The organism is Dorea sp. AM58-8 (genome assembly GCF_003464045.1).
GTDB classification, from domain to species: Bacteria; Bacillota; Clostridia; order Lachnospirales; family Lachnospiraceae; genus Claveliimonas; species Claveliimonas ammoniilytica.
The window spans coordinates 1-13,460 of record NZ_QSDM01000007.1 but is presented as its reverse complement, the minus strand read 5'-3'; the positions used below and the strand labels follow the sequence as shown (position 1 = coordinate 13,460).

Below are 13,460 nucleotides of genomic sequence, written 5' to 3'. Positions count from 1 at the left end.
AAGGTGAATGAAAGTCTCTGTTATATCTAAAACAACAGGCCTGGCACACGCCAGACCTGTTGTCAGTATCATCATTATACTAATGGATATTTTTCTGTAAGTTCTTTTACGATGGATCTTGCCATTCCAATCTTCTCCGGCTCTTTCACAACCAGAGCAATCGCCTCTGCAATCTTATCCATATCTTCTTCTACCATTCCTCTGGATGTTACTGCCGGTGTTCCCAGACGCACACCGCTGGTTACAAATGGTGATCTTGGATCATTTGGAACGGTGTTCTTGTTACATGTAATATGCGCCTCGTCCAAAAGCTTCTCCAGTTCTTTACCGGTAAGCTCCAGACCTCTCAGATCTACCAACATCAGATGGTTATCTGTACCACCGGATACGATCTTCACACCTCTGTCCATCAGACCTTTGCTGAGTGCTTTTGCATTCTTCAAAATCTGCTCCTGATAAGTCTTGAATTCCGGCTGAAGTGCTTCTTTAAAGCATACCGCTTTTGCAGCAATCACATGTTCCAGAGGACCTCCTTGAATACCTGGAAATACTGCTTTATTGAAGTTGAACTTCTTAGCAGCTTCTTCATTGCACAGGATCATACCGCCTCTTGGACCGCGCAGTGTCTTGTGTGTTGTAGTTGTTACTACATCAGCGTACGGGATCGGACTTGGATGCAGTCCTGTGGCTACCAGACCTGCAATGTGTGCAATATCTGCCATCAGATATGCTCCCACCTCATCAGCAATCTCACGGAATTTCTTGAAATCAATCGTTCTGGCATAAGCGCTTGCTCCCGCAATAATCATCTTCGGCTTCTCAGCCAGTGCAATCTCCCGCACATTATCATAATCGATAAAGCCTTCATCATTGACTCCATAAGATACGATGTTAAAATATTTACCGGAAATATTCACCGGTGAACCGTGGCTCAAATGTCCACCCTGATCCAGATTCATACTCAGGACTTTGTCTCCCGGCTCCAGCATTGCAAAAAATACCGCCAGATTAGCCTGTGCTCCGGAATGTGGCTGTACATTGGCATAATCACAGCCAAACAGCTCCTTTGCACGTTCGATCGCCAGATTTTCTACTACATCGACGCACTGGCATCCACCGTAATAGCGCTTTCCCGGATACCCTTCTGCATACTTGTTGGTCAACGGGCTTCCCATTGCTGCCATAACAGCCTTGCTCACCCAGTTCTCAGAAGCAATCAGTTCAATATGTGAATTCTGTCTGCTCATCTCACTCTCGATTGCTTCTGCAATCTCATTGTCAACCTCTCTTACCTCGTCAAATGAATACATGCTTTCTCTCCTTTGTTTAGTTTTATTTGGAACGTTCACCAAGAGTGACCGTTACCGTCTTCTCCTCGTATTTTGTACCGTTCTTGTTCGGAACTTCAATGACTACTTCCACTTTGTCACCAGCTTTGAAATACTGCATCTGTGACTGCAATGTGGACATACTGTCAACGGTAATTCCGTCAAATTTGGTAATAATACATTCTGCTGTAATACCAGCTTTATCTGCTGCGCTTCCATCCTCTACAGATCTTACAAATACACCGGTCGGGATTGAATACATCTCTGCCTTTTCAGAAGTAACGTCATATCCTTCGATACCAAGGAATCCCTGCTCGCTTTCGTCCACTTTCGTACGCGTTTCGCGGTTCATCAGATTCTCAATAACAGATGTAGCATCCGAAATAGGAATTGCATAACCCATTCCCTCGACTGCATTGGCATTTACCTTTGCTGTATTGATACCGATCAGCTCACCGTTGGCATTCAGAAGTGCACCACCACTGTTACCAGGGTTGATTGCTGCATCTGTCTGGATCAGTTTGCTGTCAAAACCTTCCATGTCAAGATTTCTGTCCAGTGCAGATACAATACCAGTTGTAACTGACTGTCCATAACCAAGAGCATTACCGATTGCGATTACCGGCTCACCCACCTGCAGCTTATCGGAATCACCTAATGTGATGATTGAAATTGCATTCATGGTATCATCATCGATGGAATCCAATGGAACTGCAACAACTGCCAGATCCTTGCTGGGATCTGTACCCTTGATGCTTGCTTCTACTGAAGTTTTATTTGCAAAGGATACGGTCAACGTCTCAGCGCCTTCCACCACATGATTATTGGTAGCGATCAGCAGCTCACTGTCATTCTTACCAATAATGATACCGGAGCCACAGCTTGTGCTCTCCTGCTGCTGTGTGCCTCCAAAGTAACTCTGTACTTCCTGTACACTCATATTCGTGATAGATACTACTGATGGCATTGCATTATTTACAATATCAGACACATCTGAAGTCACCGTACTGGATGACTGGCTCAGCTTCAACGTGGATGAACTGTCAGAGTTCTTGGAAGTTGTACTCTTGTTGTCGGATGTCTGTTGTGTGGTATTCGTACCGAAATACTTACCTGCCACCGCATTCACTCCCATAAAGGTGCAACTTGCGATCACGCCAAATGCAACTGCCGATCCTGCCAGTTTCGCCCATCTTGGACACTTGTGATGCTTCTTTGGCGGCTGACCGTTCATTCCCGGCTGCCCGCCATTCATTCCCTGCGGCTGTTCATCAAATATGTTGTCCTTATCCTCTTTATTCGGATCATAATAATTATACTGGTTATCCATATCTAAGTCTCCTTCCTCAACCGTAATCTACTGCCAGACCACGGATACCTTATCTTTTCTATATCTGTTAGTCTAATCGTAAATTGTGTTGAAAGTGTGACCAAATCATCAAAAAATGTTGAAAACCAATTCTAACGCAGCCTCTATCACCTTGTCCATATCATAATACCGATATGCGCCCAGTCGTCCGCCGAAGATCACCTTATCTTCCTGCGCTGCCAGTTCCTGATAACGGGCATACAACGCTCCGTTTTTCTCATCATTTACCGGATAATATGGTTCATCTCCCACTTTCCACTCGGAAGAATACTCTCTGGAAATAACTGTTTTCTTCTGCTTACCAAATTCAAAGTGCTTATGCTCAATAATTCTGGTATACGGTACCTCGCGTTCTGTATAATTCACAACTGCATTGCCCTGATAGTTCTCACAGTCCAGTATCTCTGTTTCAAAGCGCACACTGCGGTATTCCAACGCGCCCAGTTTATAATCATAATACTCGTCAATCATACCTGTGTAAATGATTTTATCAGCCAGTGTTTCGTATTCATCCCGATTTTTCAGAAAGTCCACACCTGTCCGCACATCTGATCCTTCCAGAAGCTTCTCTACGATCGCAGTATAACCTCCGATCGGAATCCCCTGATAACGATCATTAAAATAATTATTATCATAAGTAAATCGAAGCGGAAGTCTGCGGATGATAAATGCCGGCAGTTCCTTACAGTCTCTGCCCCACTGTTTCTCTGTATATCCCTTTACGAGCTTCTCATAAACATCTTTTCCCACCAACGAAAGTGCCTGTTCTTCCAGATTGGACGGATCTGTAATATTCAGATCCGCAATCTGTGCAGCAATAATATCCTTCGCCTCCTGCGGTGTACGGATGTTCCACATCTTACTGAACGTGTTCATATTGAACGGAAGATTATACAGTTCATTCTTATACACTGCCACCGGTGAATTAATATAATTATTAAATTCAGCAAACTGATTCACATAGTCCCAGATCTGCTTATTGGAAGTGTGGAAAATATGTGCGCCATAGTGGTGTACCTGAATTTCTTCCACTTCCTCTGTATAAATATTTCCTCCGATATGATCTCGTCTGTCAATAACCAGACATTTTTTGCCGCGTTCGGCAGCCTCGTGGGCAAACACTGCACCAAACAGCCCTGCGCCCACGATCAGATAATCATAATGCATAGTAACTCCTACTCTACTGTAACAGACTTCGCCAGATTTCTCGGCTTATCTACGTCACAACCTTTTCCAACTGCTACATAATAACCGAAGAGCTGCAGCGGAATGATCGCAAGTGTATTGGTAAAGTACTTATTTGTCTTCGGAATGTACATTACATAATCCGCATTTCTCTCAACCTCTGTATTATCCACATTGGTCACTGCCATAACAAAGGCTCCACGGGTCTTAACCTCTTCCATGTTACTGATCATTTTCTTGTACAGATTCTCCTGTGTCAGGATGGCTGTTACCAATGTACCATCCTCAACCAGAGAAATCGTACCATGCTTCAACTCTCCTGCTGCATAAGCATCAGAATGTACATAAGAAATCTCTTTCATCTTCAAAGAACCTTCCATCGCGATCGCATAATCGATTCCACGACCGATATAGAAGATATCCTTTGCAGCCAGATAGCGGTTAGCGAATTTCTGGATATTATTCTTATTATTCAGCAGCATCTCCACCTGTGCCGGCAGTTCTTTCATATCCTCAATCATATCAGCAAGTTCTGCGTCACTGATCTTTCCTCTTACATGGGCAAACTTCATTGCAAGCAGATACTCTGCGATCAGCTGACAGCTATATGCCTTGGTAGTTGCCACTGCGATCTCCGGACCTGCCCATGTATACATAACATTATCTGCCTCTCTGGCAATAGAGCTTCCTACTACATTGACAATACCAAGCACTTTACCACCCTTAGCATGTGCCTCACGGATTGCAGCCAGTGAATCTGCTGTCTCACCGGACTGGCTGATCACAATCAGTAACGTTCCATCTTCAATAATCGGATCACGGTAACGGAATTCAGAAGCAGTATCCACTTCCACCGGAATTCTGGTCAGTCCTTCAAAAATATACTTGCCAGTCACACCTGCATGATAAGCAGAACCGCAGGCAACGATCATAATCTTCTTAACTGCACGAATCTCATCATCACTCATTCCAAGTTCATCAATAACGACTTCATTGCCTTTGATTCTTGGTGAAAATGTATCCAGAATAGCCTTCGGCTGTTCATACATCTCCTTCAGCATGAAATGCTCGTATCCGCCCTTCTCAGCTGCATTCACGTCCCAGTCAATGTGAGTGGTCTCTTTTTCAATCACTTCTTCATCAATATTGTAGAACTCCAGCTTATCCTCTGTCAGCTTTACAATCTCTTCATTCTGAATAAATACAACATCTCTGGTATATTTCAACACTGCCGGTACATCCGATGCGATGATACTTCCATCTTTGGTGTGTCCAACGATCAGCGGGCTGTCCTTACGTACTGCATACATCTCTTCTGGGTGATCTGCGAAGATAATTCCAAGTGCATAAGATCCTTCCATACGGTGCATAACCTTCGTGATTGCCTCCAGCGGATCTCTGTCGTAATAATAATCCAGAAGATGTGCAATAACCTCTGTATCTGTCTCTGATACAAACTCATATCCTTTGCTTTCCAGACGATGTTTTAATTTCAGATAGTTCTCAATAATACCATTGTGTACCACTACGATACTCTGATCTTTATTAAAATGCGGATGAGCGTTGATATCAGACGGTGCGCCATGCGTTGCCCAACGGGTATGACCGATTCCAAGCTTACCCGGAAGCAGCTCGCCTCCATGAGTCAGTTCATTCAGCACTTTCAGCCGTCCCATTGCTTTTTTCATATTGATTTTCTTTCCGTCATAAACTGCAATACCGGCAGAGTCATATCCTCTGTACTCCAGCTTCTCCAGTCCCTCAAGCAGGATTGGCGCTGCCTGACTCTCTCCTACATAACCTACAATTCCACACATAATGAATGTTCTCCTTTCAAGTTTTATACTCCCTGTTGCTTCATTATATACACAAAAGGAGGATACAATATTCCGCATCCTCCTTTGATGTTTTAATCAAGATCGATCAGATCCATTTTGAATGTATCATCTGCTTCTGAGTGACCTACTCTTCTCTGATTACTTTTCGGTCTTGCTGAAGTCTGTGCAGTTCTTCGTGGCGCACTCTTCTTTACACGCACACGTGCATTCAGAATTTCATCCAGATCATCGATATCACTGTCATCCTCATAATCGGAAGGATTGTATTCTTTGAATGGCTCCTCTTCATACTCATCGTATTCATCATAGTCATCCTCGTCCTCATACATCTCATCTTCATAATCGTCATCCAGATCATATTCATCATCTTCGTCATCAAAATCATAGAAATCATCTTCCGACTTATTTTTAGATTTCTTGGACTTCTTTGCTTCTTTTTCCGCTTTCTTTCTTGCCTTTTTCTCTTTCTTGCTCTCTTTTACCGGTTCTGGCTCATCATCAATATCATATTCTTCGTACAGATCATCAAGTTCCAGATTGCGATGACGCAGCTTGATTGCAAGAATAATCAGGATAATCAGCATCACAAGGAAGATTCCCCATGCGACCAGAATTACCTTATCCAGATTTGCGCGCAGTTTATTCAGAAGTCCACCAAGCTTTGTTGTGTCTTCTTCTTTATCTTTCGTCTCCGGTGTGTATCTCTGATAAGTCTCATCTATCGTATCATACTGGTAAAAGCCTTCTTCTCCATCACTGTTCACTGCATATACCACATAATAAGAACTGGCGTCCGTATTCTGCCATGCAGGGAACTCTTTTCCTTCTACCGTCATCGTCGTCTTCTGCAATGTATCCGGCAGATCTTTGGTCTTATCCTCCGATAACAGAACGATGTAACGATTGCTGGAAATACTTACCTGCTCAAATGGAGAAAACTTATCTTTATCCGGATCATACAGCCAGAAATCTTCTTCCTCATTGGCATCCTTCAGATAAATGGCATACATCTTACCACTTTCCTGCTTAGTCGCCGCATAAGTATTACCATTATAAGGCATATCAGCCGTTACAAATCCATCTGGAATCAATACCTCCGGAATATCTGTAACAACAGAATAAGTCTGTCCGTCAATCTCAATATCCCCACCATTACCAGATGACTCTGTAGTCTCTTCATCATCTGTGATCAGAGACGGATCCCCTTCTCCGATCGTAACGGTCGAGCTACCCTCTACAACTGTCACATCGTCTCCCGAAGACGCACTGGCTGTTACTTTGGAAATATTTACTGTCGTAGTCCCCTCAGATAATGCCTGAAACTTCAATGTCCAGCTCATCTCTGTATTGCCGCTTCCAGATCCTTCCAGTTCAATCTGTCCATTAGATGCTGACGCATGCTCTCCACTGATAAACTTTAATGCTGTTGTATCATATGTCAGTGTTGCACTGGCTTTGCTCAGACTTTCATCCGCACTCAGCTTTGCAGTAATCTCAACCGTTGCACCTACTGTTGTAGACGGATCAGAAAATCTCAGCTGGCCACTGGCTGCCGATGATACTATACCACACATCATAAATGTCATAGCTGTACAAAGCATCAGTGCAGCTATTTTTTTCAGTTTCTTCATAACTTACTTTATCCTTTCCCGTATCTCACACGACTTATTAATCATAGTCTTCCCCAGAATAATCTCCGTCAGATCCTCCGCCGTAGTCTCCGTAATCACTTCCGCCGCCTGAATCGCCTGTTCCTGATCCGCTGCCTGTACCACCTGAACTGCCCGAATTATTATAACTATTATTATAGTTATTATTATAACTGTTGTTATAGTTACTATTCGAGCTTCCGGAATTACTATAATCATTGGATGTTCCGGAACCAGACCCGTAATCATCATCACTCTCAATCACAGAATCACTGGTTGCCTTATGTGTGCATTTCTCTCGAATGCCAGCTTCCATATCTGTAATATTCGAAGAATGGTATAACCATCATCCCCGAAAAGGAACTTATGTACATCCTCCACATTCGAAGTCAGCGTCTCTGGAATTACCACACTACCTACAACATCCAACATATCGAATGAGTTATTATCCGGGAATCCCATGCTGTCCCCCAGTTTATACTTTGCAATATTCTTAGCATATGCGATCATCTCTGCAATCGTGAAATTCGTAGATACCTGTGGAAATACTTTGTCAATAATCTTATTCAAGGTACTGAAGCTTGCACTCTGCGCTTTCTCAGCAATCAATTCCAGTACATGACGTTGTCTGGAGGTACGTTCAAAATCGCCTCCTCCTGTATATCGAATACGACTGTAAGACACTGCCTGCACTCCATTCAAATGATAAGTACCTGCAACTTCCGGTTCAATCTTTGTGTAATCCGCACCCGTAACTTTAGATGTCTCTACACAATAGTTATTCATATGCACTACTTCCGCATCTGTCAGTGTAATATCAAGACCACCTAATGCATCAATCACATCAACAAGTGCATTAAAATTCACTGCAACATACTTGGAAATATCCATATCCATACTGCGGTTGATCATTGAAATGGCACCTTCCGGTCCGCCAAACGCATAGGCTGCATTCGCCTTATTATAGCTGCCATCATCCAGTTCCAGTAACGTATCCCGGTATACTGAAACCAGTTTCACCTCTCCGGTCGCCTTGTTCAGGCTGGCAATCATCATCGTATCACTTCGATTGCCCTTGCCAAGATCCCCTTCTCTGGAATCCAGGCCAAACAGTGCAACATTCAGATAGCCAGTCTCCTGTTCTTCACTGGTCTCCGCTATATTCAACTTATCTGTATCAAGTTCCGTTGTCTCTATCTTCGTCATCTTACTGGCTACAAGTACAACACCCGTCGCTGCAACTGCTGCAAATGTACCACCAAGAATCACACCCAACTTCTTCCCAATTGACCAGGAAGCAAAGCCATGTTTTCTCCGTCTGTGTGATCTTCTCGCCATCGTAACATCCTTTCTTTTGTAACAATTTGTTAACAAGCGTAACAACTCGCCTTACATATTACCCCATTTACAGTAAAATTTCAATGATTTTCCGGTAGTTTTTAAGATTCCTCGCCTGATAACAGCCGTTTCATCCAGCTGTTCATGCTGTATTTTCTGTACAATTCTTCCGGAAGATCCTCATAGGGATTTTCAAAAAAGGCTTTTCTCTCTTCTTCTGTTCCCGGGTATACCAGAATGTTACTCTTTCTGTAAAAATCATAATTTACAATATCGGCATTCGTCGTAATCAATTTTCGCTTCGCTCCCATACATTCAAAACACCTGAGTGTAAGGCCTGTCTGACCTCCCTGCGGAGCATCCAGAATGCAGGTGGATACCTCCATCCCCTTCACAATGTCCGCACCAGACAGCTTAACTTTCTGAAAATCTCGATATCTCGCATGCCGGTATTCCTTTGCCGTCACTTTATGATATACGTATTTCAAAACCGACGGAATGTAATGATATATAAACTGCCTTGGCAGTTCCGGTTTCAAATCTTCCGCCATCCGGTTGATTTCCAGATATTTCTTAGGATGTGCGGTTCCTACATAGAAACAGTCATACCTTGGTACCGGACGCTCTTTCTTTCCGATTTTTTCATAAATTCTCGTGTAAAACGTCGGCATAAACCGATATATCTTATTCTGCTCACTATCTGCCTTTTCAAATGTATAGATTCGATCAAAATATGGATGTATACTCTTACAATATGGGAGATTCACTTCTGAATCCCACTGGTACAAAATAAATTCTGCCTGTCTTTGTAATCTCCGCATCTCACAAAACATATCTGAAGTGAATGCACAAGTCATGCCGGCTACTAAAAGGACCTTGTCATATTGCTCTTTTTCAACCAGAGGCAGTGCTTTTTCTTTGTAATATCTTTTCGCTGATCCACTGATCAGCTTTTTATTAATCCTGCCAAGTGCTTTGGATGTGTTAGAATTGCTCGGTGCATCGCACAGATAATCCACATGATATCCCAGTTCTTCTGCCTCCAGTATCATATCCTTATAATATCCAAAAAATACCGGAGCAATCAACAGTACTCTCTTCATAATTATCCTATTCCTCTTCACCCATATCAGAAAACCTGCGGATCACATTCATCCATAATTCCCATTGAATCCTGAGGCATTGTCGCCAATCCGCTTTTTCTGTATGTACTTTATATTTCTTATCACACATCCGAGCCCCCTCTGCCAGACCTTTCAGATATGTAACTCCTAATCCCTTCTTTATAAAAAAGGCAGCCTTAGCTCCAAATCCCGCTGTCAGGAACGGAAGGTTTAATATAATCTGCCATGTTGGCATATTTTTATAAATCAGATAAATATTATTCTTAGACGAATGCTGTACTTTAAATTCATTATATCTGGAACCGCTGGATGCACTTCCCACATGAACGACCTCAGCCTTTGGCTCATATACATTCACATATCCATATAATCTTGCACGATATCCGATATCAATATCCTCCAGATATGCAAAATGGCGTTCATCAAATAGTCCGATCTCGTCAAATACTTTCCTGCGGTATATTGCTGCACCACCACATGCCGCAAATGTCTTCACACAGTAATTATACTTCTTTGCTGACTGATCTTTTCCTCTGGCAAATGCCCATCCAAGCGCATTATAATACGTGCCCGCACTGTCAATTCTGGCTTCATCCTGATACTGAAGCATCTTCGCTTCTACCGAAAAGATCTTTTCACTCCGTTCTATTCTGCGAAGAAGGGCTTCTACAAAGCCTTCTCTCACCAACGTATCATTATTCAGTAACAATACATATTCCGTATCCGAAGCTGTAATGCCTTCATTCACTGCCCGGCAAAATCCATAATTGCGATCCAATCGTATTATTCTGGTCTGTGGATACAACTTTATAGCTCTGTTCAGACTGTCATCCTTTGAGCCATTGTCCACTACAATTACTTTTATCTCAGCCCTGGTCTCTTCATACAAAGACGCAAGACACGGCACCAGATATTTTTCACCATTATAATTCGGTATTACTACCGTTACTTTACACATGCACTGCTCCTTATTCTCCATTATCCTCTGTACTATCTTCTGAATCATCAGGATAAATACCCGTCACATCCTTAATGTGATCACTGATCTCTTTCACTGTATCCGTTGGTGTATAATCCTCATCAGGGAACAGAAACTTATGAAGCTTGATTACATTTTCTTCTAATCCCTTCGGTACAACATAGGACCCCTGATATCCCGGTATCGAATCCGGTGTCTCATTATCCATTGGAAATCCTTCATTGTCACCAATGGAATACTGCAGAAGACCGGCACTCATTTTCACAATCTCCCCCGAGGTAAAACTGGTCGTAATCTCAGGAAAGACCGCATCGATAATCTTATTGATGGTACTTAAGTCTGCCTTTTTTGCTTTCTCTGCAATCTTCTCAATCACAAGGCGCTGTCTGGATGTCCTCTGGAAATCTCCACCTTCTGTATAACGAATACGACTGTAAGATACCGCCTGTACTCCATTTAAATGATAGGTTCCTGCCACTTCAGGCTCAATCTTCTTGTATTTTTTACCTGTAATTTCAGAAGTCTCTACACAATAGTTATTCATGTGTACCACTTCTTCATCCGTAAGATCCAGATCTATACCACCCAGCAGATCTACTACATCTGCAACTGCCAGAAAATTCACGCTGACATAATCCTGAATATTCAGATCCAGATTGCGATTCAACATATTAACCGCAGCTTCTGCCCCGCCAACGGCATATGCTGAATTAGCTTTATCATACGTATCATCTTCTGTATTCAGGAGCGTATCCCGATATACAGACACCAACTTCACTTCTTTTGTGTCATTATTAATGCTTGCTATGATAATGCAGTCACTGCGCGCATTACCTGTGTCCTCCGGTCGCCTGTCATCACCAAATATCGCCACATTCATATAGCCGTCCTGGCTGATTCCATTATTCGTCAGATTTTTCAACGGATTCACATTCAGCTTATCTAATTTAAACATTCCATAAGCGATTACGCTAAGAATGCATAATATCAATATCTCTGCTACCAGAAACACGATCCGTCTTCTGCGCTTCTTTCTTCTCTTTTGTCTGCGCATCTCCTGTTTTTTTCTTGCCAGTCTCCGGTCGTCTCTCTGTCCCATATCTCTGTCTCCCCTTCGATCAATATGCGTTTTTATTTACAAATCCCTTAAAAAATGTCATGATCAGTATCTTAAAGTCCAATCCTAATGTCCAGTTCTCTACATAATACAGATCACAGTCAATTCTCTTACGAATGGATGTATCTCCCCTGTACCCATTCACCTGTGCCCATCCGGTCAGTCCCGGACGAACCTGGTGTTTCACCATATATCTCGGTATCTCTTCTTTGAACTGCTCTACAAACTGTGTCCGCTCCGGTCTTGGTCCAATCAGACTCATATCTCCCTTGAACACATTAAACAGCTGTGGAAGCTCGTCAATACTTGTCTTACGGATGAATTTGCCAACCCTGGTCACTCGTGGATCGTTCTTGGTTGTCCATCCTTTCTTTTCTTCTTCCTCTGTCTGTACTACCATCGAACGGAACTTGTACATCATAAACGGTTTATTCTTAAGCCCTACTCTCTCCTGCTTGAATATCAGAGGTCCGGGCGAACTCACCTTAATCGCGATCATCGTTCCAATCATCACAGGCGAGAATAATATCAATGCCACTGTTGCGCCAAAGATATCCACCCCACGCTTCATGAATCGATTCAACGGATCATGAAGCGGAACCCGGCGGATGTTGATCACGGGAAGTCCCTGAATATCTTCCGTATAAGGCTTCGTCGGTATGACATTATTATAATCAGGAATAAATTTCGTATGCACACCGGATTTCTCGCACATGCCTACAATCCGTTCCAGCTTGTGATATTCTGCCAGTCCAAGTGTGATCACAATCTCATCCAGGCGATTTTCCGGTAAGATAATGGATAAATTATCGATTCTTCCGATTACTTTATACCCCCGGTACATGGTGCCTCTCGGCATATTGTCAGCCAAAATGCCTCGTACCGTATATCCCCATTCCGGATTCTGGATAATGCGATCAATATACTCTTCCGCTGCACGGCTGTAACCGATCAACAGGATCTGCTTCTGATTCAATCCATTCTTCCGAATCTTCCGCAGAAATATCCGAATAACATTACGCATCAGTACATCCAGAAAGATATTAATACATAAGAACACAAACAACATCTTTCTGGAATAATCGGTCTGATGGCGCAGATACAAAATCATAATAAAACATGCGATACCTGTTACATTGGCCTGTACTACATGCCAGGCTTCCAGTCTTCTTCCCTGCACACGTTTCGGAGTATATAGCTGAAATGCATAATATAAGATCAGATATCCCGGCACCACAAAAATGAGTGCACGCATATATGCCTGCAATGACAGATACCAGGCATCTAATGCAAAAAAGCCGGAGCGGAATCTAAAAAACCAGGCAAGCATATATGCTATCACCATTACAACCGCATCCAGCACTACGTGAATTCTATTTAATAATTGCTGATTATTCTTAATCAAGGGGTCACCAACTTCCATTATTTTTCATTTCTCATAATACTATATTTTCACATAAAGAGCAAGCCACAGTTCCATTATTTTCATTTCTCATAATACTATATTTTCACATAAAGAGCAAGCCACAGTGT

Annotated in this window: 11 protein-coding genes; all 11 read right to left on the bottom strand. The window is 42.7% G+C overall.

Features of this window, described 5'->3' with window-relative positions:
• Positions 1-74 precede the first annotated feature (74 nt).
• Positions 75-1,310 carry a serine hydroxymethyltransferase gene (gene glyA / locus DXA18_RS06870; RefSeq protein ID WP_118383280.1) on the bottom strand — a complete coding sequence of 412 codons (1,236 nt, stop codon included), beginning with the start codon at positions 1,308-1,310 and terminating at the stop codon, positions 75-77.
• 22 nt (positions 1,311-1,332) lie between these two features.
• Entirely contained in the window at positions 1,333-2,658 is a 1,326-nt protein-coding gene (locus DXA18_RS06865) for a S1C family serine protease (RefSeq protein ID WP_118383279.1), read from the bottom strand.
• 108 nt (positions 2,659-2,766) lie between these two features.
• Positions 2,767-3,864, bottom strand: coding sequence for a UDP-galactopyranose mutase (glf, locus tag DXA18_RS06860; protein ID WP_118383278.1), 1,098 nt, complete (start codon positions 3,862-3,864; stop codon positions 2,767-2,769).
• 8 nt (positions 3,865-3,872) lie between these two features.
• On the bottom strand, positions 3,873-5,699 hold the full coding sequence (glmS, locus tag DXA18_RS06855; RefSeq protein WP_118383277.1) for a glutamine--fructose-6-phosphate transaminase (isomerizing): 1,827 nt from the start codon (positions 5,697-5,699) through the stop codon (positions 3,873-3,875).
• A gap of 92 nt (positions 5,700-5,791) precedes the next feature.
• Positions 5,792-7,351 carry a cohesin domain-containing protein gene (locus DXA18_RS06850; RefSeq protein ID WP_118383276.1) on the bottom strand — a complete coding sequence of 520 codons (1,560 nt, stop codon included), beginning with the start codon at positions 7,349-7,351 and terminating at the stop codon, positions 5,792-5,794.
• A 37-nt stretch (positions 7,352-7,388) separates the two neighbouring features.
• Complete coding sequence (locus DXA18_RS16085; RefSeq protein WP_243007063.1) at positions 7,389-7,634, bottom strand: hypothetical protein; 246 nt, start codon at positions 7,632-7,634, stop codon at positions 7,389-7,391.
• Entirely contained in the window at positions 7,631-8,707 is a 1,077-nt protein-coding gene (locus DXA18_RS06845; protein ID WP_243007062.1) for an LCP family protein, read from the bottom strand. Before DXA18_RS06845 ends, DXA18_RS16085 begins: the two co-directional genes overlap by 4 nt.
• A gap of 101 nt (positions 8,708-8,808) precedes the next feature.
• A complete protein-coding gene (locus DXA18_RS06840; protein ID WP_118383275.1) occupies positions 8,809-9,810 on the bottom strand; it encodes a hypothetical protein in 1,002 nt (333 codons plus the stop codon).
• 7 nt (positions 9,811-9,817) lie between these two features.
• Positions 9,818-10,789: a glycosyltransferase family 2 protein gene (locus DXA18_RS06835; RefSeq protein ID WP_118383353.1), complete on the bottom strand. Its 972-nt coding sequence runs from the start codon at positions 10,787-10,789 to the stop codon at positions 9,818-9,820.
• Positions 10,790-10,799: 10 nt separating this feature from the next.
• Positions 10,800-11,909 carry an LCP family protein gene (locus tag DXA18_RS06830; protein ID WP_118383274.1) on the bottom strand — a complete coding sequence of 370 codons (1,110 nt, stop codon included), beginning with the start codon at positions 11,907-11,909 and terminating at the stop codon, positions 10,800-10,802.
• A gap of 19 nt (positions 11,910-11,928) precedes the next feature.
• Entirely contained in the window at positions 11,929-13,332 is a 1,404-nt protein-coding gene (locus tag DXA18_RS06825; RefSeq protein WP_118383352.1) for an undecaprenyl-phosphate glucose phosphotransferase, read from the bottom strand.
• Positions 13,333-13,460 lie beyond the last annotated feature (128 nt).

What these genes read in the sequence shown, in the direction of transcription:
- DXA18_RS06865 (WP_118383279.1), bottom strand. Translation starts at nt 2,658, where the DNA reads ATGGATAACCAGTATAATTATTATGATCCGAATAAAGAGGATAAGGAC.
- DXA18_RS06830 (WP_118383274.1), bottom strand. Translation starts at nt 11,909, where the DNA reads ATGGGACAGAGAGACGACCGGAGACTGGCAAGAAAAAAACAGGAGATG.
- glyA (WP_118383280.1), bottom strand. Translation starts at nt 1,310, where the DNA reads ATGTATTCATTTGACGAGGTAAGAGAGGTTGACAATGAGATTGCAGAA.
- DXA18_RS06840 (WP_118383275.1), bottom strand. Translation starts at nt 9,810, where the DNA reads ATGAAGAGAGTACTGTTGATTGCTCCGGTATTTTTTGGATATTATAAG.
- glf (WP_118383278.1), bottom strand. Translation starts at nt 3,864, where the DNA reads ATGCATTATGATTATCTGATCGTGGGCGCAGGGCTGTTTGGTGCAGTG.
- DXA18_RS06835 (WP_118383353.1), bottom strand. Translation starts at nt 10,789, where the DNA reads ATGTGTAAAGTAACGGTAGTAATACCGAATTATAATGGTGAAAAATAT.
- glmS (WP_118383277.1), bottom strand. Translation starts at nt 5,699, where the DNA reads ATGTGTGGAATTGTAGGTTATGTAGGAGAGAGTCAGGCAGCGCCAATC.
- DXA18_RS06845 (WP_243007062.1), bottom strand. Translation starts at nt 8,707, where the DNA reads ATGGCGAGAAGATCACACAGACGGAGAAAACATGGCTTTGCTTCCTGG.
- DXA18_RS06850 (WP_118383276.1), bottom strand. Translation starts at nt 7,351, where the DNA reads ATGAAGAAACTGAAAAAAATAGCTGCACTGATGCTTTGTACAGCTATG.